We start from the raw sequence: 23,014 nt of genomic DNA, 5'->3' as shown, positions 1-23,014 counted from the left end.
AATAAGTTGTGCCGAGCCTGCCCTGTGGTACCGGCCTCGAATGTTTCCCTTGCGCATGTGGGCAGTGCCGTTTGTCCAACCCTGAACTACGCTGACAGTCGCATCCCACGAATCATTTGCGCGCAAGCAAGGAGCCTGCATGACGTTGATACGTCCGCTGTTGGTCGTCTGCCTGGGGGTTGTGTCCCTGCTGTCGGGCTGTAGTAAGGAAGAAACCACCGAAACACTGCCACGCGTAGGTGTGCAACAGGTATCACCCACCGATTTCGCTGCCAGGGTCACCCTGACCGGCGATGTGCAGGCGCGGGTGCAGACGGATCTGTCGTTCCGGGTGGGCGGCAAGATCATTTCGCGCAGCGTCGATGTCGGCGACCATGTAAAAGCCAACCAGGTATTGGCACGGCTTGACCCGAAAGACCTGCAAAACAACGTCGACTCGGCCAAGGCCGAGGTGTTCGCCGCACAGGCGCGGGTCACCCAGACCAGCGCCGCCTTCGTGCGCCAGCAGAAGCTGCTGCCCAAGGGCTACACCAGCCAGAGCGAATACGATTCCGCCGAAGCCGCCCTGCGCAGCAACCAGAGCGCGCTCAAGGCCGCCCAGGCGCAACTGGCCAATGCCAACGAACAACTGAGCTACACCGCGCTGGTGTCCGAAGCCGACGGTGTGATCACCCAGCGTCAGGCCGAAGTCGGCCAAGTGGTTCAGGCGACCATGCCGATCTTCAGCCTTGCCCGTGACGGCGACCGCGATGCCGTGTTCAACGTCTACGAATCGCTGTTGGTGGCGCCGCCGAGCGATGTCGGCGTCATCGTCAGCCTGCTGGACGACCCCAAGGTCCAGGCTCACGGCTTTGTCCGCGAAATTACCCCCACCGTGTCGGCGCAAAGCGGCACGGTGCAGGTCAAGGTAGCGCTGAAGGACGTGCCGCCAGGCATGCAGCTGGGCGCGCCGGTCACTGCAAGCACCAATGCGGTGGGGCGGCCGAGCATCGAGTTGCCGTGGTCGGCATTGACCAAGGCGTTGCATGAACCTGCTGTGTGGGTGGTGGGCGAGGGCGACAAGGTCGAATTGCGCAAGGTCGAAGTCAGCCGCTACCTGACCGGCAAGATCGTGGTCGCCAGCGGCCTGAAGGCTGGCGAGACCGTGGTGGTCAATGGTGGGCAGCTGCTGCACCCCGGCATGCAGGTACAGAAGATCGATGCCAAGGCCCAAGGGGGTGAGCTATGAAGCGCCTGCTGCTGATGCTGTCGGCCGGCATGCTGCTGGCCGCCTGCGGTAGCGAGGAAGAAGCCCCCGAGCCGATCCGGCCAGTGTTGTCGGTCAAGGTCGAGCCACAGGTGCAGTCGCAGCTGGGGCGCTTTGCCGGGCTTATCGAGGCGCGCTTCGAAAGTACCTTGGGCTTCCGGGTTGGCGGGCGCATAGCTCGGCGTTGGCTGGATGTGGGCGCCCAGGTCAAGCCGGGCGATACCCTGGCCACGCTCGACCCCACCGACCAGCAGAACCAGTTGCGCGCCGCCGAAGGCGACCTGGCCAAGGTGCAGGCACAGTGGATCAACGCCCAGGCCGATGCCCGTCGCCAGCAACAGCTGTATGACCGTGGTGTGGGTGCCCAGGCCCAGCTGGATATCGCCCAGACCAATCTGAAAACGACCAGTGCTGCGCTGGAGCAGGCGCGCTCCGCGCTCAGCCAGGCCCGCGACCAGCTCGACTACAGCACCTTGCGCACTGACCACGCTGCGGTTATCACAGCCTGGCAGGCCGAAGCCGGGCAAACCGTTACTGCAGGCCAAGCCGTGGTCACCCTGGCCAGGCCAGACGTGAAGGAAGCGGTGATCGACCTGCCCATCGGCCTGGCCGAGCAGTTGAACAAAGACCTGACCTTCACCGTCGCCTTGCAACTCGACCCAACCATCAACACCACCGCCAGCCTGCGCGAACTGGAGCCCCAGGCCGACTCTGCCACCCGCACCCGCCGCGCCCGCCTGACCCTGGCAAGCACACCGGCGGCGTTCCACCTGGGCACCGCGATCAGTGTGACCCTGAGCTCGGAGGTGTCCCCGCGCAGCGAGCTGCCTTTGAGTGCCCTGTTCGAGCGTGACGGCAAGACGCAGGTCTGGGTGATCGACACCCAGCAGAAGACTGTGGGCACCCGTGACGTCACCCTGATCGACCGTACTGCCGACAGCATCGTCCTGGCCTCGGGCGTGCAGCCTGGCGAGCGCGTGGTGACTGCGGGCGTGAACAGCCTCAAGCCTGGCCAGAAGGTCACCTTCGACGAGGATGCGCAATGAAAGGAAGCTTCAACCTGTCCGAATGGGCGCTCAAGCATCAATCGTTCGTCTGGTACCTGATGTTCGTCGGCCTGCTGATGGGCATTTTTTCGTACTTCAACCTTGGCCGTGAGGAGGACCCTTCGTTCACCATCAAGACCATGGTGATCCAGACCCGCTGGCCTGGCGCGACCCAGGACGAAACGCTTTACCAGGTCACCGACCGCATCGAGAAGAAGCTCGAGGAACTCGATTCCCTCGACTACACCAAGAGCTACACCCGCCCGGGTGAGTCCACGGTGTATGTGTACCTGCGCGACACCACCAAGGCCAAGGACATCCCGGAAATCTGGTACCAGGTGCGCAAGAAGATCCAGGACATCCGCGGCGAATTCCCCGCTGGCATCCAGGGCCCTGGTTTCAACGATGAATTCGGCGACGTGTTCGGCTCGGTCTACGCCTTCACCGCCGACGGCCTCACCCTGCGCCAGTTGCGTGACTACGTGGAACAGGCGCGGGCCGAAGTGCGCGATGTGCCCAACATCGGCAAGATCGAACTGATCGGCACCCAGGACGAGGTGCTGTACCTGAACTTCTCGACCCGCAAACTGGCCGCTCTGGGCATCGACCAGCGCCAGGTCATGCAGGCCCTGCAATCGCAGAACGCGGTGACCCCGGCCGGGGTGATCGAGGCCGGCCCTGAACGCATTTCGGTGCGCACCACCGGGCAGTTCGCTTCGGAAAAGGACCTGAAGACCGTCAACCTGAAGATCAACGACCGCTTCTTCCGCCTGGCCGACATCGCCGATATCCAGCGCGGCTACGTCGACCCGCCGTCACCGATGTTCCGCTACAACGGCCAGACCGCCATTGGCCTGGCCATCGGCATGAAGGCCGGTGGCAACATGCAGGTCTTTGGCGCGGCGCTGAAAAAGCGCATGGACCGGGTGATCGAAGACCTGCCGATCGGCGTCGGCGTGCACACCGTCTCGGACCAGGCCGTAGTGGTCAAGCAGGCGGTCGGGGGCTTCACCAGCGCGCTGTTCGAAGCGGTGGTGATCGTGCTGGCGGTGAGTTTCGTCAGCCTTGGCGTGCGCGCCGGCCTGGTGGTGGCCTGCTCGATACCACTGGTGCTGGCGATGGTATTCGTGTTCATGGAATACAGCGGCATCACCATGCAGCGGATTTCGCTGGGGGCGCTGATCATCGCCCTCGGCCTGCTGGTGGATGACGCGATGATCACGGTCGAGGTGATGGTCACGCGCTTGGAGATGGGCGAGAGCAAGGAGCAGGCGGCCACGTTCGCCTATACCTCGACGGCGTTCCCCATGCTCACCGGTACATTGGTCACGGTTGCCGGCTTTGTGCCCATCGGCCTCAACGCCAGCTCTGCTGGTGAATACACCTACACGCTGTTCGCAGTGATTGCGGTGGCGCTGATGGTGTCGTGGGTGGTGGCGGTGTTCTTCGCCCCGGTGCTGGGCGTGCATATTCTCAGCAGCTCCAAGCTCAAGGCCCATGAGGCCGAGCCGGGGCGCGTCGGCCGGGCCTTCGAGCATGGCTTGCTGTGGTGCATGCGCAACCGCTGGCTGACCATCATCGGCACCGTGCTGCTGTTCGCCCTGGCAATTTTTTGCGAGCGCTTTGTGCAGAACCAGTTCTTCCCTTCATCGGACCGCCCGGAGATTCTCGTCGACCTTAACCTGCCGCAGAACGCCTCGATCGAGGAAACCCGCAAGGTGGTCGACCGCTTCGAGGCTCGGATCAAGGATGACCCGGACCTGGTGCACTGGAGCACTTACATTGGCCAGGGCGCCATTCGCTTCTACCTGCCCCTCGACCAGCAGTTGCAGAACCCGTACTACGCGCAGCTGGTGATCGTCAGCAAGGGCTTCGAAGAGCGCAAGGGCATGATGCAGCGCCTGCAAAAGATCCTGCACGAAGAGTTCGTCGGCATCGGCACCAACGTGCAATCGCTGGAGATGGGCCCGCCGGTGGGCCGGCCGATCCAGTACCGGGTCAGCGGCGCCAACATCGACGAGGTGCGCAAGCACGCCATCGACCTGGCCACCTTGCTTGACCAGAACGAGCATATCGGCGAGATGATCTACGACTGGAACGAGCCCGGTAAGGTGCTGCGCGTGGAAATCGCCCAGGACAAGGCACGCCAGCTGGGGTTGTCGTCGGAAGACGTGGCCAACGTGATGAACAGCATTGTCAGCGGCGTGGAAATCACCCAGGTCAACGACAATATCTACCTGGTCGACGTGGTCGCCCGCGCCGAGGACAGCGAGCGCGGTTCGCCCGATACCCTGCAGAACCTGCAGATTCTCACGCCCAACGGCACCTCGATCCCGCTGCTGTCGTTCGCCACTGTGCGTTACGAGCTGGAACAGCCACTGGTATGGCGCCGCGACCGCAAGCCGACCATCACCATCAAGGCCTCGGTCAACGGTGATATCCAGCCTACCGACCTGGTGGCCCAGCTGAAGCCGAAGATCGACGAGTTCGCCAGCAAGCTGCCCGTGGGCTTCGAAGTGGCCACTGGCGGTACCGTGGAGGAGAGCGCCAAGGCCCAAGGGCCGATCCGCAAGGTGATTCCGCTGATGTTGTTCCTGATGGCGACCTTCCTGATGATCCAGCTGCACAGCGTGCAGAAGCTGTTCCTGGTGGTCAGCGTGGCGCCGTTGGGGCTGATCGGTGTGGTGCTGGCGCTGGTGCCGACGGGTACGCCGATGGGCTTTGTGGCTATTCTCGGCATCCTTGCGCTGGCGGGCATCATCATTCGTAACTCGGTGATCCTGGTGACCCAGATCGACGAGTTCACGGCCCAGGGCCTGTCGCCGTGGGATGCGGTGGTGGAGGCCACCAACCACCGGCGCCGGCCGATCCTGCTGACCGCGGCGGCAGCCAGCCTGGGCATGATCCCGATTGCCCGTGAGGTGTTCTGGGGGCCGATGGCCTACGCCATGATCGGCGGGATCATCGTCGCAACCCTGCTGACGCTGCTGTTCCTGCCGGCGCTGTATGTGGCCTGGTACAAGATCCGCGAGCCTGAAAACAGCACTAAAACCCAACACTGAACCCTGTGGGAGCGGGCGTGCCCGCGAATGCGATGGTGGATTCACTGTCGTATTCGCGGGCACGCCCGCTCCCACAGAGGCATTTGAGCGCCTGTAAAATCGCGATTTGAATTTGGTTATATAAACATTCTTAAACAGTATTTTTAAGAATAACTCCGCCTCACTACTATTGCCCTCAAGCCAGGCGCAAACCCCTTCATACCTCAGCCCGGCACCCTCACTCCAAGGAGAACGAGCATGAGTGCATCGCTGCGTAGCATCGACGGTCAGGACGAAGCCACCATTCTGCGTGAGATCCAGAGCGCCCTGCGCGACCTGCGTTTCGGTGCGGTGGAAATCACCGTGCACAACGCGCAGGTCGTGCAGATCGAACGCAAGGAGAAGTTCCGCCTGCAACAGCCTGGTAACAAGGCCGGCTGATTCGCGCCACACCCTTCAAAACTAGAAAAATGCCAATCGGGAGCTTCACCATGTCCATCCGCCGTTATGCGCTCGCCGCTCTGGCCAGTGCTGTTTTTGCCGGTTCCGCCATCGCCAAGGACTACGAACTGCTGAACGTGTCCTACGACCCGACCCGTGAGTTGTATCAGCAGTACAACGCTGAATTCATCAAGCACTGGCAGCAGGCCCACCCGGGCGACAAGGTGAAGATCCAGCAATCCCATGGTGGCTCGGGCAAGCAGGGCCGTGCAGTGATCGATGGCCTGCGCGCCGACGTGGTGACCCTGGCCCTGGCCGGTGACATCGACGAAATCGCCAAGCTCGGCAAGACCCTGCCGGACAACTGGCAGACCCGTCTGCCGGATGCCAGCACGCCTTATACCTCGACCATCGTGTTCCTGGTGCGCAAGGGCAACCCCAAAGGCATCAAGGACTGGGGCGACCTGATCAAGAAGGACGTGTCGGTCATCACCCCCAACCCGAAAACCTCCGGCGGCGCCCGCTGGAACTTCCTGGCAGCCTGGGCCTACGGCCTGAAAACCGGCGGTAGCGAAGACAAGGCCAAGGCCTACGTGCAGGAGCTGTTCAAGCACGTGCCAGTGCTGGATACCGGTGCCCGTGGCTCGACCATCACCTTCGTCAACAACGGCCAGGGCGACGTGCTGCTGGCCTGGGAGAACGAAGCCTTCCTGGCACTGAAGGAAGACGGTGGCGCCGACAAGTTCGAGATCGTTGTGCCATCGCTGTCGATCCTTGCCGAGCCACCAGTGGCGGTGGTCGACAAGAACGCCGAGAAGAAGGGCAACGAAGCCATTGCCGAGGAATACCTCAAGCACCTGTACAGCCCGGCTGGCCAGAAGATCGCCGCCGAGAACTTCTACCGCCCGCGTGACGAGAAGGTCGCTGCCGAATTCGGCAAGCAATTCCCGAAACTGGACCTGGTGACCATCGACAAGGACTTCGGTGGCTGGAAAACTGCACAACCGAAATTCTTCAATGATGGCGGTGTGTTCGACCAGATCTATCAGGCACAGTAAACGCCAAGGAAAAGCGGGGCCGCTCTGCGGCCCTTTCCGACCGGTCCGGCGCCCCGGCAAGGCCGCTCCTACAAGGCACACGCGATCTTCTGTAGGAGCGGCCTTGCCGGGGCGCCGGACCGGTCGGAAAGGGCTGCAAGGCAGCCCCAAGATTGAGAGTCCTGCACCGCCCCGGCATAACCGGGGCTTCGTGCGTTAAACCAGGGATATTTATGTCACGTCGCATTTCCCCCGTCATACCCGGCTTCGGGCTGACGCTGGGTTACACCTTGGTGTACCTCAGCCTGATCGTGCTGATACCGCTGGCGGCCATGTTCATCCATGCCTCGCAGCTGACCTTCGAGCAGTTCTGGAACGTCATCAGTGCGCCGCGGGTGATCGCCGCGCTCAAGTTGAGCTTCGGCACTGCCCTGTTCGCCGCCATCATCAATGGCGTGATCGGTACCTTGCTGGCCTGGGTGCTGGTGCGTTACACCTTCCCCGGGCGCAAGATCATCGACGCGATGATCGACCTGCCGTTCGCTCTGCCCACCGCCGTTGCCGGTATTGCCCTGACCGCCCTTTACGCGCCCGCGGGCTGGGTTGGCCAGTTCGCCACCGACCTGGGCTTCAAGATCGCCTACACACCGCTGGGCATCACCCTGGCGCTGACCTTCGTCACCCTGCCGTTCGTGGTGCGCACGGTTCAGCCGGTGCTGGCGGACATCCCGCGTGAAGTCGAAGAAGCGGCCGCCTGCCTGGGTGCGAAGCCTTTGCAGGTGTTCCGCTACATCCTCGCGCCAGCGCTGCTGCCCGCCTGGCTCACCGGCTTCGCCCTGGCCTTCGCCCGTGGCGTTGGCGAGTACGGTTCGGTGATCTTCATCGCCGGCAACATGCCTATGAAGACCGAGATCCTGCCGTTGCTGATCATGGTCAAGCTCGACCAGTACGACTACACCGGCGCGACCGCCATCGGCGTGTTGATGCTGGTGGTTTCCTTCATCCTGCTGCTGCTGATCAACCTGCTGCAGCGCCGCATCGAAACCCCTTGAAGGAGGCCGCATGTCCAGTTCAACCCTGAGTGCAAGCGCCGCTGCCAACGCCGCCCGGCGTGGCAGCGCCACTTCGCGGCGCATCCTGATCGGCCTTGGCTGGCTGGTGTTCGCGCTGTTCCTGCTGCTGCCGCTGGTGATCGTGGTATCGCAGGCGCTGAAGAACGGCTTTGGCACCTTCTTCGAGGCGATCTTCGAGCCTGATGCCTTGTCGGCGCTCAAGCTGACCTTGCTCGCCGTGGTCATCTCGGTGCCGCTGAACCTGGTGTTCGGCGTCAGCGCCGCCTGGTGCGTGAGCAAGTACAGCTTCCGCGGCAAGAGCATCCTGGTGACCCTGATCGACTTGCCGTTCTCGGTGTCGCCGGTCATCGCCGGCCTGGTTTACGTGCTGATGTTCGGCGCGCAAGGTCTGTTCGGTCCATGGCTGCAGGACCACGACATCCAGATCGTATTCGCCTTGCCGGGCATCGTCCTGGCGACGATCTTCGTCACCGTGCCGTTTGTCGCCCGTGAGCTGATCCCGCTGATGCAGGAGCAGGGCACGCAGGAAGAAGAGGCCGCGCGCCTGCTCGGCGCCAATGGCTGGCAGATGTTCTGGCACGTGACCTTGCCGAACATCAAGTGGGGCCTGATCTATGGCGTGGTGCTGTGCACCGCGCGGGCCATGGGCGAGTTTGGCGCAGTGTCGGTGGTGTCGGGCCATATCCGTGGCGTGACCAACACCTTGCCGCTGCACGTGGAGATCCTCTACAACGAGTACAACCACGTCGCGGCCTTCAGCGTGGCCAGCCTGTTGCTGATCCTGGCGCTCTTCATCCTGCTGCTCAAGCAGTGGAGCGAGAACCGTATTAACCGCCTGCGCCACAGCGCCGCGGAGGAATGATTCATGTCGATCGAAGTTCGTAATGTCAGCAAGCGCTTCAACAGCTTCCAGGCCCTGAACGCTATCAACCTGGACATCAACAGCGGCGAGCTGGTGGCCCTGCTTGGCCCGTCCGGCTGCGGCAAGACCACCCTGCTGCGTATCATTGCCGGCCTGGAAACCCCGGACCAGGGCAACATCGTGTTCCATGGCGAGGACGTGTCCGGCCACGACGTGCGCGATCGCAACGTCGGCTTCGTGTTCCAGCACTATGCGTTGTTCCGCCACATGAGCGTGTTCGACAACGTCGCCTTCGGCCTGCGCATGAAGCCCAAGGGTGAGCGCCCGAGCGAGAGCAAGATCGCCGAAAAGGTCCACGAACTGCTGAACATGGTGCAGCTGGACTGGCTGTCCGACCGCTACCCCGAGCAACTGTCCGGTGGCCAGCGTCAGCGTATCGCCCTGGCCCGTGCCCTGGCGGTTGAGCCCAAGGTGCTGCTGCTCGATGAACCGTTCGGTGCGCTCGACGCCAAAGTGCGCAAGGAGCTGCGCCGCTGGCTGGCGCGGCTGCACGAAGACATCAACCTGACCTCGGTGTTCGTTACTCACGACCAGGAAGAAGCCATGGAAGTGGCCGACCGCATCGTGGTGATGAACAAGGGTGTGATCGAGCAGATCGGCTCGCCGGGCGAGGTGTACGAGCAGCCGGCCAACGACTTCGTCTACCACTTCCTCGGTGATTCCAACCGCCTGGCCTTGAGCGAGGGGCACCATGTGCTGTTCCGTCCGCACGAGGTGTCGCTGTCGCGGCATGAGACCGAGGGGCACCATGCGGCCGAGGTGCGCGATATCCGCCCACTGGGCGCGACCACGCGGGTGACCTTGAAGGTGGAAGGGCAGAGCGAGCTGATCGAGGCAGAGGTGGTCAAGGACCACGACAGCCTGACCGGGCTGGCGCGTGGGGAGACGCTGTTCTTCCGGCCGAAGGTCTGGCAGAAGGTGGCGGATATCTGAGCCGCTTCAAGCAAAAAACCCGGGCATCGTCCCGGGTTTTTTATTACCTGCAAGATTGCCGGGGCTGCTTTGCAGCCCTTTCGCGACGCAAGGCCGCTCCCACAGGGGTATGCAATCCACCTGTGGGAGCGGCCTTGTGTCGCGAAACGAGGGCGCAGCCCTCGCGGCAATCTGATGCCTTGCGCGAATATTTCATATGCCCACAAGGCATCGACTGATCATTGATCTTCTACACCCCACGAAACCCGCGGGTTAGAGCCACCGAATCGAAATATATATTCCCAGAAGATCTAACTTTAATTTTAAACATTACTTTCAGAGCTAAGCCCCTGCCCCCGATGATTCAGCCACACACCTGAATCAAGAACCCCAGGAGTTTGATCAATGGGTAATGTCCAGTCGGCCGTCAGGGCCTACGACCAGCCATGGCGCCCGGCCCCGGGTGACCTGGTCGAGCTTGGACGGACACTTCGCCTGCCACTGGGCCAGCTGCGCCTGCAACGCACTCCGGTCAGTGGCCTCAAGCGCCGTGACAAGCTGGCGCTGGGCCTGCTGGTACTGGCCCTGCACGGTGCCGCCGCCTACTGGGTAAGCCAGGCCCCCACGCCTGAGCTGCCCGTGGTGCCGCCACAGATTCCGCCCATGACCATCGAGTTTGCCGCGCCCGCGCCGCCGGTGGTGCAACCGCCACCGCCAGCCCCGGCCCCGCCGGTGGTCGAGCCCCCGCCCCCGGTGATCGACGAGTTGGCCGCCAAGCCCAAGCCGAAGCCCGTGCCCAAACCGGTCGCCAAGCAACCGCCCAAGCCGCAGCCCAAGCCGGTCGAAGCGCCACCACCTGCTCCGGTCGCTGCCCCTGCACCGCCCGCGCCACCCGCGCCGGCGCCGGTCACGCCGCCATCGGCCAACGCCGCGTACCTGAAGAACCCGGCGCCGGAGTACCCGCAGATGGCTCAGCGCCGTGGCTGGGAAGGCACCGTGCTGCTGCGCGTCGAGGTGCTGCCCAGCGGCAAGCCGGGGCAGATCCAGATCCAGAAGAGCAGCGGCCGCGACGCCCTCGACGCCGCTGCGCTGGCCGCCGTCAAGCGTTGGAGCTTCGTCCCCGCCAAGCAGGGCGATGTGGCCCAGGCCGGCTGGGTCAGCGTGCCGATCGATTTCAAGCTTCGCTAACTTTTTCGCAGAACACAGGAAGACACCATCATGAGCCTGCTGGCATCCCCCCTCGAATCCGTTGAAAGCGCAGTCATCTGGCTGCTGGTCGGTTTTTCCGTTGTTACTTGGGGCCTGGCCCTGGTCAAGTTTGCGCAGTTCGTGCGGCTGAAGAATCAGGACAAGCGCTTCCATCAGCAGTTCTGGGCGGCTTCAAGCCTGGACTCGGCCGCCGAGCTCAGCCACGAGCTGCCTGGCCCGGCTGCCCGCGTTGCCCAGTCTGGCTACGCCGCCATCGCTGTCGGGGATACCCAGGCCAGCGACCTGAGCCACGCCATCAACCACCAGGACCGCCTCGAACGTGCCCTGCGCCAGCAAATCGTGCGTGAACGCCGTTCGCTGGAAACCGGGCTGGCGGTGGTCGCCAGTATCGGCAGCACTTCGCCCTTCATCGGCCTGTTCGGTACCGTGTGGGGCATCATGGAGGCGCTCAAGGGCATCAGTGCGGCCGGCTCCGCCAGCCTGGAAACCGTTGCCGGCCCGATTGGCGCAGCGCTGGTCGCCACCGGCGTGGGTATCGCCGTCGCGGTGCCTGCGGTGCTGGTCTACAACTACTTCCTGCGCCGCCTCAAGCTGACCGCGGCCGACTTGGATGACTTCGCCCACGACTTCTACAGCCTGGCGCAGAAGAGTGCCTTCCGCGTGCTGGTGCACCCTGCCGTGCACAAGGCCCAGGCCGGTTTCACCCAGCCGGTGAAGGAGGCGTCCTGATATGGCTTTTTCGACCCAGGACAGCGACGAAGTCCTCAGTGAAATCAACGTCACACCGCTGGTGGACGTCATGCTGGTGCTGCTGGTGGTGTTCATCGTCACCGCGCCGCTGCTGACCAACGCCATCCCGATCAACCTGCCCAAGACCGAAGCCGTGGCCCCGGTGGAACAGAAAGACCCGCTGGTGGTGAGCATCGACGGTGGCGGCAAGCTGTTCATCAACAAGGACGAAATCCAGCCGGAGCTGCTGGAAACCAACCTCAAGGCAGCCAAGGACAAGGATGCCGACGTGCGTGTGCAACTGCAGGCCGACGATGGCGTGAATTATGGCGAAGTGGCACGGGCCATGGCGGCGATCGAGCGTGCGGGCATCAGCAAACTTGCGGTAATAACTGCACGGTAATCTTCAACCTTCTTCAGGCAAGTGACTCTCGCAAGTGCGTTGGGGCCATATCTCTTGGCAGGGGTTGGCCCTTTTTTTCGCCGTAACGGCTTCAGCGCCTATTAGATCGAGCGCCGCCCGCGCGGCGCATCGCGGATAAATCCGCTCCTACATCTGTTTCATGCCAATCACGCCAGTGCCATGGTACGCGCTCCTAGTGTGTCCCCTTCGATATCGAGCCGTACACCATAGATGCGCGTGCGCTGGCGCAGAACTCACTGGCCCAAAACAAATGTAGGAGCGGATTTATCCGCGATGCGCCGCGCGGGCGGCGCTCGATTTCACAGGCAGCAAATAGTTTTGAATTGTTATTCTGGTTATTAATAAATAGCTTCTTATTCCTTTACGAATATAACTCCCTCTTTATACTGATCTCCAAGCACGCAAACTTACTGGAGGCGTCCCCATGCGCAATGAGTCGATTCGTTACCTGATTGTGCCGGGCTGGCAAGGATCGCCAGACAACCATTGGCAGAGTCATTGGCAGCGCACGCTGCCCAACAGCGCCCGGGTCGAGCAGCATGACTGGCTTACCCCAAAGCGCGGCGACTGGGTGCAGGCGTTGGAGCAGGCGATTGCTGCCGAACGCTCGCCGGTGATTCTGATTGCTCACAGCCTGGGCTGCGTCACCGTTGCTCACTGGGCCGCACAGGCCAGCCCGGCCCTGCTGCGCCGGGTGCGCGGCGCATTGCTGGTGGCCCCGGCGGATGTCGAGCGGCCCACCTGCGCGCCGGCCCTGCGCAACTTCGCGCCGATCCCGCTGCAGGCGCTGCCGTTCCCCAGCCAGGTGGTCAGCTCCGACAACGACCCGGCAGTGAGCGTGCCGCGTGCCTTGTACCTGGCCCAGGCCTGGGGCGCCGAGGCGGGCCTTTTGAGCAATGCCGGGCACATCAACGTCAAGTCCGGCCATGAGCGTTGGGAACAAGGCTTCGCCTACCTGTATCGCCTGCAAAGCCGGGTTGAGCAGCGCGCATTGCGCCGCGCCTGATCGACCCCGACCGTTCACCGTTTGCCTGACGCCCGGCCACCCATGGCCTGGGGCGGGAGTTTGTCATGACTTTTCAAAACCCGTTCGGCCAGCCGCTGCTGACCTTCCCTGAACTGGACAAGAGCCCCCTGAGCATCCGTGCCAAGGCGCTGGTGTTCATCGACCCGCGCTCGCAGCAGTTGCGCCAGGCCCTGGAGCAGTTGGCGCCGCAACCGGTACCGGTGCTGATCCGCGGCGAGACCGGTACCGGCAAGGAATTGCTGGCACGGCAGATCCACCGGGCCAGCGACCGCCCTGGCCTGTTCGTCTCGGTCAACTGTGCCGCCATCAGCCCGACCTATGCCGACGCCGAACTGTTCGGTTACAGCGCCGGCAGCCAGGGCGGCACTGCCAGCAGCCGCGCGGGCTGGTTCGGTTCGGCCAATGGCGGCACCTTGTACCTGGACGAGATCGCCGACTTGCCGTTGGCGATCCAGGGCAAATTGCTGGCGGCTCTGGAAAACCGCGAGGTCACCCGTGTCGGTGCGCAGCAACCGCAACCGGTGGATGTACGCCTGGTGGCCGCGACCAGCATAGACCTGGCGCGGGTGGTGAAGGCCGGGCGCTTCAATGAACGCCTGTACCAGTACCTGCGCGAGGGCGCGCTGGAACTGCCGCCATTGCGCGAGCGGCCAGGCGATATTCTGCCTTTGGCCGAGTATTTCGTGGGCATCTACAGCGTGCGCCTGCAGCGCCCGCTGGCGTTGATCAGCGAGGCCGCGCAGCAAGTGCTGGAAGCGCACGCCTGGCCGGGCAACACCCGTGAACTGGAGAACGTGATCCACTTCGCCTTGTTGGTGAACGACGCAGACGAGCTGCTGCCAGAAGACCTCGACCTGCCGAACCCCGCGGGCTAGACGAGCTAATAAGCAAACTGGATGATGGCAGTTTGTTTTTGGAATAAGCAGCTAATTAAAAGATATTGTTACGGAATAAAAAATCTCGGTATCTTCCGCCTCACGCCCGCCGGTGAAACGGTTGGGCACCCGACTTCGCCATCCGCGATGGCCCAGATCCACAATAAGGAACACCATGAAGAAGACCTTGCTGACCACTGCCCTGGCCGCCGCCCTGTCGTTCGCTGGCCTGGCATCCGCCGCCGAGAAACTGGTCGTTGCCGCGACCCCGGTGCCGCACGCCGAGATCCTTGAACTGATCAAGCCGACCTTGGCCAAGGAAGGTGTGGACCTGCAGATCAAGGTGTTCACCGACTACGTGCAGCCGAACGTGCAGGTTGACCAGAAGCGCCTCGACGCCAACTACTTCCAGACCCTGCCGTACCTGCAGAACTTCAACGAAGGCAAGGGTACCCACCTGGAAACCGTGGTCGGCGTTCATGTCGAGCCGTTCGGTGGCTACTCGAAGAAGGTCAAGAGCCTGAGCGAGCTGAAAGAAGGCGCCAGCGTTGCCATTCCCAACGAAGGCAGCAACAGCGGTCGCGCCCTGCTGCTGCTGCAGAAGGCTGGCCTGATCACACTGAAAGATCCGAAGAACGCCCTGGCGACCCCGAAAGACATCGCCGAGAACCCGAAAAAGCTGAAGTTCCGCGAGCTTGAGTCGGCCATGCTGCCGCGCGTGCTGGACCAGGTCGACCTCGACATGATCAACACCAACTACGCCCTGGAAGCCGGCCTCAACCCGGCCAAGGATGCGCTGGTGATCGAGGGCAGCGATTCGCCGTACGTGAACTTCCTGGTAGCCCGCCCGGACAACAAGAACAGCGAGGCCATCCAGAAACTGGCCAAGGCGCTGACCAGCCCTGAGGTGAAGGAATTCATCGCCAAAAAGTACCAGGGTGCGGTACTGCCTGCGTTCTGATTCGTTCGTTGAGATGTGAAAACGCCGACGCTTTTGCGTCGGCGTTCTTGTTTGTGGCTAGCGGGGAAGGGCCGGTACAGGCTCACGCGGACCCAGCCCCACCCAAGGCCCGGCGCAGCGCCAGCAGCCACAGCAGTTGTTCGTTCGAATCAGGTGAGCAGGGGCTATTCATCGTTATCGTCCTTGTGGGTGATGGCCTTGCAAGTCACGGTCTGAAGCTGTTTGAGAGGTTTGTGGGAGGAAAGTTTCGATAGCCCGGTCAGTGATATCAATATGCAATAAAGGTATTTATAAAAAGTTTTTTATACCATTAGAGTCTACTCACCGCGCTTGGCGCATCGTTCAGACTTTCCCATGTCGCACTCTGTAAATCGGGTGTCGAGGCAACATCCATGACCTTCGACATCCCGTTCATTCTCAGCACATTGCCAGCATTCTTCAAGGCTGTCGGCGTGACCTTGCAGGTTGGCCTGATCGCCATCGCCACCTCGCTGTTGGTGGCGCTGCTCAATGCCACCATTCTGGTGCTGCGCACGCCTTACCTGCGGCACCTGGTCAAAGGTTATGTGGAGCTGGCGCGCAACACCCCCCTGCTGATCCAGCTGTTCTTCGTCTATTTCGCCTTGCCCAGCGTGGGCCTGAAGATTTCCGGTTTTGCTGCGGCAATCATCACCATGACCTTCATGGGCGGTGCCTACCTCACCGAGGTGCTGCGCGCCGGTGTCGATGCCGTACCGCGTGCGCAGCTGGAGTCGGGGCGCTCCATCGGGCTGTCGGAGGGCCAGCTGCTGCGCCATGTGATCCTGCCCCAGGCCGGCATCCTCAGCCTGCCGGCACTGTTCGCCAACTTCGTCTTCCTGCTCAAGGAAACCACCGTGGTCTCGGCCGTGGCGGTGCCTGAAATCCTCTACACCACCAAGAACTACATCGCCCTGTACTACAAGACCTACGAGATGCTCGCGGTGCTGACGTTGCTGTGTGTGCTGCTGTTCCTGCCGCTGTCGCTGCTGCTGCGTTACTTGGAAAGGAGGCTGCAACATGGCCAGTTCGGTCACTGAACTGCTGCTGACGTCATTGCCGCTGCTGGCCAAGGGCGCGGTGCAGACACTGGCCATCTCGGCACTGGGGATTGTCTTCGCAACGCTCGGTGGCGTGCTGTATGGCACGCTCGCGACGCTTGGCAACCGGTTGCTGAACATCGCCCTGCAGGTGTACCTGGAGTTGTTTCGCGCGATCCCCGTGCTGGTCTGGCTGTACCTGGTGTTTTTCGGCTTGCCGATCTTCTTTGCCCTGAGCATTCCCAGCTTCTGGTGCGCGGTGCTGGTGCTGGGCCTGTGGGGTGCCAGCGAAGTGGGCGAAGTGGTGCGTGGAGCATTGCAATCGTTGCCACGCGGGCAACGTGAGGCGGGGCTGTCGATCGGCCTGTCCGCCGGCCAGCTGTACGGCTACGTGTTGTTGCCCCAGGCGCTCAAGCGCATGACGCCACCGACCATCAACATCTACACGCGGATCATCAAGACCAGTTCACTGGCGGTGCTGATCGGCGTGGTCGAAGTGATCAAGGCCGGCCAGCAGATCATCGAGCGCACCTACGAGTCGCTGCTGATCTACGCCGTGCTGTTCCTGTTCTTCTTCATCGTCTGCTATCCGCTGTCCGCCGCCTCGCGCGTGCTGGAGCGCCGCTGGGCTCACACATGACCGCACTGATCGAATTCCAAGGTTTCAACAAGTACTTCGGCGCACACCAGGTGCTGGATAACGTCGACCTCAAGGTCCGCTCCGGCGAGGTGGTGGTGATCCTTGGCCCAAGTGGCTGCGGCAAGAGCACCTTGCTGCGCTGCCTCAATGGCCTGGAAGAGGCGCACAGCGGGCACCTGCGCCTGGCGGGCGAAGAGCTGCTGAGGGCCGATACCGACTGGCGCCGGGTGCGCCAGCGGGTGGGCATGGTGTTCCAGAGCTATCACCTGTTTGGCCACATGAGCGTAATGGACAACCTGCTGCTCGGGCCGCTCAAGGTGCAAAAGCGCGAACGGGCCGAAGCCCAGGCACAGGCCGAAGCGCTGCTGGCTCGGGTCGGCCTGCTGGACAAGCGCGACGCCTACCCGCGGCAGTTGTCCGGTGGCCAGCAGCAGCGCATCGCCATCGTCCGCTCGCTGTGCATGAACCCGCAGGTGATGCTGTTCGACGAAGTCACCGCAGCACTCGACCCGGAAATGGTCAAGGAGGTGCTGCAAGTGATCCAGGGCCTGGCCCGCGACGGCATGACCTTGCTCATCGTTACCCACGAAATGGCCTTCGCCCGCGCGGTGGCCGACCGTATCGTGTTCATGGAGGCCGGCAGGATCCTTGAACAGAGCGACCCCGAGAGCTTCTTCAGCCAACCGCGGACCGCACGCGCGCAGCAGTTCCTGGACAAATTCTCCTTTGTCGAAAGCCTGCCGAAGACAACACAAAAGGAACTGTCATGAAAACTGCCCCGCTTACCAAACTGCTGGCGCCCTTGTTCGGCCTGGCCCTGCTTGCCGGCTGCAACAAGGCCGAGGAACCGCCCAAACCGGCCGCTGCCTCGCCAGCCACCAGCTACCTGGAAACCATCAAGGCTCGCGACAAGCTCATCGTTGGCGTGTTCACCGACAAGCCGCCGTTCGGTTTCGTCGACGCCAGCGGCCGCTACGTCGGCTTCGACACCGATATTGGTCGGCGCTTGGCCAAGGACCTGCTGGGCGACGAGAACAAGGTGGAGTTCGTCGCCGTCGAGCCGGCCAGCCGTATTCCGTTCCTGCAAAGCGACAAGGTCGACCTGATCCTCGCTAACATGACCGTGACCCCGGAGCGCAAAGAAGCGGTGGACTTCACCAACCCCAATTTGCGCGTGGCCGTGCAGGCCATCGTTGCCGACGGCAGCCCGGTGCAGAAGCTTGATGACCTTGCAGACAAGACCACCATCGTTACCACCGGTACCACGGCCGACATCTGGCTGACCAAGCACCACCCGGACTGGAAACTGCTCAAGTTCGAGAAGAACAGCGAGTCGTTGCAAGCGCTGGCCAATGGCCGTGGCGACGCCTATGCCCAGGACAACCTGATCCTGTTCAGCTGGGCCAAGCAGAACCCTGGGTACCGCGTGTTGCCGCAGTTGCTGGGTGAGGAAGCGCCGATCGCACCGGCGGTGAAGAAGGGCAATACCGAACTGCGGGACTGGGTGAATGCCGAGCTGGCCAAACTGGGGGAGGAGAAGTTTCTGCTGAAGCTGTATGACCAGTATGTGCGCAAGGAGCTGAGCGATGACACCAAACCGGAGAGCGTGATCGTCGAAGGCGGCAAGTGGCAGGGTTGACTGCGTAAGTGGGGCCGCTGCGCGGCCCATCGCGACACAAGGCCGCTCCTACAGGTAGCGCGCATCACTGTCTGCCCATCGCGACATGCAGTTAGCGCGCTTCCCTGTGCGGGCCATTGCGACGTACAGGTAGCGTGAATCCCTGTAGGAGCGGCCTCGTGTCGCGAAAGGGCTGCAAAGCAGCCCCAGCAAACTCAAGCCTTGCCAGGTAGCCAGTTCAACAAGAACTCATTGACCACCTTGGGGTTCTCCAGGCTGGAGATATGCCCCGCAAACGGAATCTGCGCGGCCAGGCAGCCAATGATCCGCGCCATTTCGTTGGACTCTTCAGGCGGCCGCGGAATGTCCTGATCACCACATACCACAATGGTCTTGTCGCCCTCCAGCTCACCCAGCCGTCCCAACAGGTCGGGCCGCCCGAAGATCACCCGCCCCATCGGGTCGAGGCTGTCGCGAATCACCTCGGCACTGCTTGCCTTCAACGCCGCCCGGAAGCCGTCGCGCACCTCGGGTACCGTCTGTCCACCGGCATGGAAGAAGATCGGCACGACGACATCCAGCAGTGGCTCCGGGAACAGCCCCGCAGCACTCGCCGCATCCAGCAAACCGAAGTATTTCAGCCGGGTCGCCTCTGGTTCGGCGCCGAGGTAGGTGTCCATCAGTACCAGGCGGTCTACCCGCTCAGGGTGTTCGATGGCCAGCTGCGCACCCCACATGCCGCCGACCGACAGGCCGACCAGATGGCATTTGGCGATATCCAGAGCGTCCAGCAGCGCCAGATGCTGACGGGCCAGGGCACCCATGTCGGTGGTGGTGGCGGGCGGGGCATCGGAATCGCCATGGCCCCAGAGTTCGGGGACGATGACACGGAAGTGCTGTGACAGGGCTTCGATCTGTGGCCGCCACATCTCGGCCGACCAGAGGTAGCTGTGGCCGAGCAGCACCGGGAAGCCCTGGCCCTGGTCGACATAGCTCATCCGTGCGCCGTCGATTTCGATGAAGTGCTTTTGCATTGAAAGGGTCTCGGAGTTTGTAGGGTATTTATAATCGTTGGGGACGCTGTGCGGCCCATCGCGACACAAGGTAGCGCGCATCTCCGTAGGAGCGGCTTCGTGTCGCGAATGGGCTGCAAAGCAGCCCCAGTGCTCATCCGCCAGGCACCAATCTCAAAGTGCTCTGCGCCGGAATCACTCCCATCTGTGCCCGCTGGTACTTACCGTCGACATACCCCTCGGCCTGATCCGAAAAATGCTGGTCGAACGGCACGCCGCTCTGCCCGACCGGGTTGCTGGTCAGTGCCTGCCCGGCATCGGCAAAGTCGATCAGGCGCCGGGTTGATGGCCCATAGGTCACCGGCCATGGCGCCGGGCCGATCTTTGCCGAGAGGTTGTTCGGTACTTCATGGGTCCCGGGCGCGGCGAATGGCCCAACGTTGAACACCAGGTTCAGCGGCTTTTTAACCCCAAGCGGGTGGTTGTGGGTCAGGGTATGAGCCTTGCCCCACTGCCAGCTGGCCGGGTCGCTGCCCATGGTGTCGCGCAGGTGTTTCAGGCTCTTCTGCCAAGCCGTGCGCACGACGGCGGTACGGTCGGTACGCTGGTTGCCACCGCGGGTATTCCACCAGGGCGAATCGGCATCCGCTGCCAGGCGTGGCAGGGCGGCGTCGATGGCGCGGGTGCTGATCAGTATCGGGAACCAGGTATCGCCCAACTCGTCATGCAGGGCCGCGAACGCCAGCTCGTAGAGGAACTGGTTGAACAGCGTGGCGCTGGTGGAGTCCAGTGGGTAGTCGCCGCGCCAGGCTGCAAGCTGCTCGACCAGTTCCTTCTCCTCGTCACCCTGCGCGGCCTGGCGCAGAGTGGCCAACAATGGCGCCAAGGTACGCGGGCCGTAATCGCTGGCTGTATCGAGCTGCAGCGCCTGGCTGTTCTGCATGTCCCATTTCACTTCCGGGTTGGCCAGCTGGCGATCAAGCTGGCGGCCGCGGTCGGCGAGGTTGTAGTAGCCGGGTATCGGCACCACGGCCGGTGGCTGGTAGTTGGCCGAGACGATGTAGCCGCTGGCCGGGTTCTCCTGCTGCGGGTTCACGCTGAAGGGGTAGAAACCGGGTTTGTCGGCCTGGCGGCTGGCGCCGTCGAGGATGAACGCCGGGTTTACCCCGTCGGGGCGAATCGGCAGTTTCGCCGCCGCCCACCAGCCAATATCGCCACGTGCGTTGGCCCAGACGAAATTCAGCCCAGGCGCCTGCACCTTGGCAGCGGCTTCGCGCATCTTGCCCAGGGTGTCGGCGCGGTTGAGCTGATAGAACCCTTCGAGGATCGGGTTCTCGGTTTCGAGAAACGCCCACCACATGGCAATCGGCCGGGGCCCGGCTGTGGTGCCGAGAACTTCGTTGACGATTGGCCCGTGGGTTGAGCGGCGCAGGTTGATAGTGACCGGTTGCTCGCCTTTGACCGCAATCTGCTGCACGGTTTTTTCCAGTGTCTGCCACTGGCCGTCGATCATCACCTGGTCGGCGTTGGCAGGGTTGGTCTGTTCTGCGATCAGGTCGACGTCATCGTTCTGGAACATGGTCAGGCTCCAGCCGAAATCACGGTTGTGCCCCAGCATCGCGAACGGGTTCAGCGCCTGGAAGTAGCCATACAGGTTGAAGCCGGGTGCCGACAGCTCGGCCTCGTACCAGACGGCAGGCACGGCAAAACTGATGTGCGGGTCACCGGCCAGCAAGGGTTTGCCGCTGCGAGTGCGGCTGCCGGAAACGGCCCAGGCATTGCTGCCTTCGAACTGCGGGATGCCGGCGTCGATCAGGGCTTCGTGGCTGGCACGGGCCACGGTTTCGAGGCTTTGCCAGTCGGCAGCGGCCAGCGGCGTGCCGAGGGCACCCTGCGGTTGCCAGTCGAGGTCGAAGATTTTCAGGTATTGCGGGCCCAGCTGGTCGCGGATGTAGGTCAGCGCAGGTTCGGTGCGAAAGGCCGCAGCGAAACTGTAAGCCAGGTAGCCAGCGATGCTCAGAGTGTCTTCGGCAGTGAACGGCCGTGGCGTGATGCCGATCAGGTCGAACTCCATCGGTTTGGGGTGGCTGGCCTGCCAGGCATTGACGCCCTCAAGGTAGGCCTGCAAGGCTTGCCAGGCGGGCGATTGGTGGTCCTGGCGCTGGGCCATCAGCGCGGCCTGTTCACGGATGCGCAGGCTGCGGAACAGGGTATCGGTGGGCAGCAGCTTTTCGCCCAGTATTTCGGCCAGTTCGCCACGGGCAAGGCGGCGCATGATCTCCATCTGGAACAATCGGTCCTGGGCATGCACGTAGCCCAGGGCGCGGTACAGGTCCGCTTCGTTCTGGGCTTGCAGATGGGGCACGCCACGGGCGTCGTAGCGCACGCTGACCGGCGCCTGCAGCCCGGCAATGGCCACCTCGCCCGCGCGCTGTGGCAGCTTGCCGTGCACGTACCAGTAACCGGCGCCAGCGGCCACGGCAACGGCCACGGCCAACAAGGTCAGGCTGCGCTTCATCGGGACTCCTTGTGCACTCGAGCGGAAACTGTGGTCCGATCATCGACGGATTCGCGAACAGAGCATAGCCCCCTGAAAGGAGTTTCCATGTCCCTCAGCGAAAAACAGAAAATGCTGGCCGGTCAGCTCTATCACGCCGGCTGCCCCGAGCTGCAAGCCGAACAGATCGCCAGCAAGCACTGGATGCACCGTTACAACAACAGCGTCGAGTTGCTCAACGAAGCGCGCAACGGCCTGTTGGCCGAGCACTTCGGCCATGTTGGCGAGGGCGCGGTGATCCGTCCGCCGTTCTACTGCGACTACGGCTACAACATCAGCATCGGGCGCAATACGTTCATGAACTTCAACTGCGTGATCCTCGATGTGGTGCCGGTGCGCATCGGCGATGACTGCCAGATCGGCCCCAACGTGCAGATCTACGCGGCTGACCATCCGCTTGACCCCGAGGTCCGCCGCAGCGGGCTGGAAAGCGGGCGCCCGGTGACCATCGGCAACAATGTGTGGATCGGCGGTGCGGCGATCGTCCTGCCGGGGGTGACCATTGGTGACAACGCCATCGTGGGCGCCGGCAGTGTGGTGACCCGTGATGTGCCAGCGGGGGCGACCGTCGTGGGTAACCCGGCGCGGGTGCGTCAGCCGGACCAGGGGCAGTAGCAGCCCACGGCCAGCGTATTCGATGCGGTGACCTTGCGCCCGGCCAACAGTGCTTTGAGGATCGGCTCGATGAAGCTGTTGCTGGCATTGCACACCGCGCCTTCGCTGTAGGGGCCGAAGTAGGCAAGGTTGCCCTGGCGGTCCCAGATTGCTACTGCAGGGGAGGCGGGCAGGTGTTCGCTGCCGGGCAAGTTGGCAATGGTTTGCAGGCTGGCGAGGTTGGCGGGCAACTGGCCGTGGCTGCCGGGCTTTTGCACGATGTGGAACGACACACCCTGGTCGGCGAACTGGGAAATCAGGTCGCCAAGGTGCTGCTGGTTGCCGACGTTGCACGGGCAGGCCGGGTCCCAGAAGTGCACCACGCGGATCGGGCCGGGGCCGGCGAGTTCGGCGGGCAGTTTCAGCTGGCTGCCGTCGAACAGCGTGGTCTGGTTGTCGAACGGGCGCAGGTAGCGGGACTGGAAGGTGGCGTAGGCCTGCCAGAGCACAAAGGCGCAGAGCATGAGTGCGAGGGCAACCAAAATCTGTTTGATGTTTAGAGTCTTCATGAATTTCCCGCGGCCTTCTTGT

At 62.9% G+C, this 23,014-nt stretch carries 22 protein-coding genes; 19 read left to right on the top strand and 3 right to left on the bottom strand.

Annotation, left to right across the window (positions count from 1 at the left end; translation table 11 throughout):
• Positions 1–139: 139 nt before the first annotated feature.
• From BUQ73_RS25170 to BUQ73_RS25085, 18 genes are all read left to right on the top strand, one after another.
• Positions 140–1,228, top strand: coding sequence for an efflux RND transporter periplasmic adaptor subunit (locus tag BUQ73_RS25170; protein WP_079230123.1), 1,089 nt, complete (start codon positions 140–142; stop codon positions 1,226–1,228).
• Positions 1,225–2,292, top strand: coding sequence for an efflux RND transporter periplasmic adaptor subunit (locus BUQ73_RS25165; RefSeq protein ID WP_079230122.1), 1,068 nt, complete (start codon positions 1,225–1,227; stop codon positions 2,290–2,292). The genes BUQ73_RS25170 and BUQ73_RS25165 overlap by 4 nt, the downstream gene beginning before the upstream one ends.
• Positions 2,289–5,354 carry an efflux RND transporter permease subunit gene (locus BUQ73_RS25160; protein WP_079230121.1) on the top strand — a complete coding sequence of 1,022 codons (3,066 nt, stop codon included), beginning with the start codon at positions 2,289–2,291 and terminating at the stop codon, positions 5,352–5,354. The genes BUQ73_RS25165 and BUQ73_RS25160 overlap by 4 nt, the downstream gene beginning before the upstream one ends.
• 237 nt (positions 5,355–5,591) lie before the next feature.
• Positions 5,592–5,774 carry a sulfur starvation response protein OscA gene (gene oscA / locus BUQ73_RS25155; protein ID WP_016712582.1) on the top strand — a complete coding sequence of 61 codons (183 nt, stop codon included), beginning with the start codon at positions 5,592–5,594 and terminating at the stop codon, positions 5,772–5,774.
• A gap of 50 nt (positions 5,775–5,824) precedes the next feature.
• Complete coding sequence (locus BUQ73_RS25150) at positions 5,825–6,832, top strand: sulfate ABC transporter substrate-binding protein (protein ID WP_079230120.1); 1,008 nt, start codon at positions 5,825–5,827, stop codon at positions 6,830–6,832.
• A 212-nt stretch (positions 6,833–7,044) separates the two neighbouring features.
• Entirely contained in the window at positions 7,045–7,863 is an 819-nt protein-coding gene (gene cysT / locus BUQ73_RS25145; protein ID WP_027920903.1) for a sulfate ABC transporter permease subunit CysT, read from the top strand.
• A gap of 10 nt (positions 7,864–7,873) precedes the next feature.
• Complete coding sequence (gene cysW / locus BUQ73_RS25140; RefSeq protein WP_027920904.1) at positions 7,874–8,746, top strand: sulfate ABC transporter permease subunit CysW; 873 nt, start codon at positions 7,874–7,876, stop codon at positions 8,744–8,746.
• A 3-nt stretch (positions 8,747–8,749) separates the two neighbouring features.
• Positions 8,750–9,739, top strand: coding sequence for a sulfate/molybdate ABC transporter ATP-binding protein (locus BUQ73_RS25135; protein ID WP_079230119.1), 990 nt, complete (start codon positions 8,750–8,752; stop codon positions 9,737–9,739).
• 384 nt (positions 9,740–10,123) lie between these two features.
• Positions 10,124–10,906, top strand: coding sequence for an energy transducer TonB (locus BUQ73_RS25130; RefSeq protein ID WP_079230118.1), 783 nt, complete (start codon positions 10,124–10,126; stop codon positions 10,904–10,906).
• Positions 10,907–10,936: 30 nt separating this feature from the next.
• Positions 10,937–11,656, top strand: a complete 720-nt coding sequence (locus BUQ73_RS25125) for a MotA/TolQ/ExbB proton channel family protein (protein WP_079230117.1) — start codon at positions 10,937–10,939, stop codon at positions 11,654–11,656.
• A 1-nt stretch (position 11,657) separates the two neighbouring features.
• Entirely contained in the window at positions 11,658–12,059 is a 402-nt protein-coding gene (locus BUQ73_RS25120) for an ExbD/TolR family protein (RefSeq protein WP_079230116.1), read from the top strand.
• A gap of 445 nt (positions 12,060–12,504) precedes the next feature.
• Positions 12,505–13,086, top strand: a complete 582-nt coding sequence (locus tag BUQ73_RS25115; protein ID WP_079230115.1) for an alpha/beta hydrolase — start codon at positions 12,505–12,507, stop codon at positions 13,084–13,086.
• A gap of 65 nt (positions 13,087–13,151) precedes the next feature.
• Positions 13,152–13,982, top strand: coding sequence for a sigma 54-interacting transcriptional regulator (locus BUQ73_RS25110; RefSeq protein WP_079230114.1), 831 nt, complete (start codon positions 13,152–13,154; stop codon positions 13,980–13,982).
• A 175-nt stretch (positions 13,983–14,157) separates the two neighbouring features.
• The gene (locus BUQ73_RS25105) at positions 14,158–14,943 is read left to right on the top strand and encodes a MetQ/NlpA family ABC transporter substrate-binding protein (RefSeq protein ID WP_027920911.1); all 786 of its coding nucleotides are present in this window, start codon (positions 14,158–14,160) and stop codon (positions 14,941–14,943) included.
• A gap of 392 nt (positions 14,944–15,335) precedes the next feature.
• On the top strand, positions 15,336–16,001 hold the full coding sequence (locus tag BUQ73_RS25100; protein WP_079230113.1) for an amino acid ABC transporter permease: 666 nt from the start codon (positions 15,336–15,338) through the stop codon (positions 15,999–16,001).
• Positions 15,982–16,641: an amino acid ABC transporter permease gene (locus tag BUQ73_RS25095; RefSeq protein ID WP_079230112.1), complete on the top strand. Its 660-nt coding sequence runs from the start codon at positions 15,982–15,984 to the stop codon at positions 16,639–16,641. Before BUQ73_RS25100 ends, BUQ73_RS25095 begins: the two co-directional genes overlap by 20 nt.
• Complete coding sequence (locus BUQ73_RS25090; protein ID WP_079230111.1) at positions 16,638–17,411, top strand: amino acid ABC transporter ATP-binding protein; 774 nt, start codon at positions 16,638–16,640, stop codon at positions 17,409–17,411. Before BUQ73_RS25095 ends, BUQ73_RS25090 begins: the two co-directional genes overlap by 4 nt.
• Positions 17,408–18,280 (top strand): transporter substrate-binding domain-containing protein, encoded by an 873-nt coding sequence (locus tag BUQ73_RS25085; protein WP_079230110.1) that lies wholly within the window; start codon positions 17,408–17,410, stop codon positions 18,278–18,280. Before BUQ73_RS25090 ends, BUQ73_RS25085 begins: the two co-directional genes overlap by 4 nt.
• Before the next feature lie 194 nt (positions 18,281–18,474).
• On the opposite strand, the gene BUQ73_RS25080 is transcribed toward BUQ73_RS25085, so the two are convergent.
• Positions 18,475–19,293 carry an alpha/beta fold hydrolase gene (locus BUQ73_RS25080; RefSeq protein WP_079230109.1) on the bottom strand — a complete coding sequence of 273 codons (819 nt, stop codon included), beginning with the start codon at positions 19,291–19,293 and terminating at the stop codon, positions 18,475–18,477.
• Between the two features lie 133 nt (positions 19,294–19,426).
• Complete coding sequence (locus tag BUQ73_RS25075; protein WP_079230108.1) at positions 19,427–21,790, bottom strand: penicillin acylase family protein; 2,364 nt, start codon at positions 21,788–21,790, stop codon at positions 19,427–19,429.
• 87 nt (positions 21,791–21,877) lie between these two features.
• Here BUQ73_RS25075 and BUQ73_RS25070 point away from each other — a divergent pair, with 87 nt between their 5' ends.
• Positions 21,878–22,444 (top strand): sugar O-acetyltransferase, encoded by a 567-nt coding sequence (locus tag BUQ73_RS25070; RefSeq protein WP_079230107.1) that lies wholly within the window; start codon positions 21,878–21,880, stop codon positions 22,442–22,444.
• Here the strand turns inward: BUQ73_RS25070 and BUQ73_RS25065 are convergent.
• Complete coding sequence (locus tag BUQ73_RS25065; protein WP_079230106.1) at positions 22,423–22,992, bottom strand: DUF6436 domain-containing protein; 570 nt, start codon at positions 22,990–22,992, stop codon at positions 22,423–22,425. The genes BUQ73_RS25070 and BUQ73_RS25065 overlap by 22 nt on opposite strands.
• Between the last annotated feature and the right edge of the window lie 22 nt (positions 22,993–23,014).

This window comes from Pseudomonas putida (genome assembly GCF_002025705.1).
GTDB classification, from domain to species: domain Bacteria; phylum Pseudomonadota; class Gammaproteobacteria; order Pseudomonadales; family Pseudomonadaceae; genus Aquipseudomonas; species Aquipseudomonas putida_J.
The sequence above is the reverse complement of the archived record's forward strand: the minus strand, read 5'-3'. Positions and strand labels throughout refer to the sequence as shown.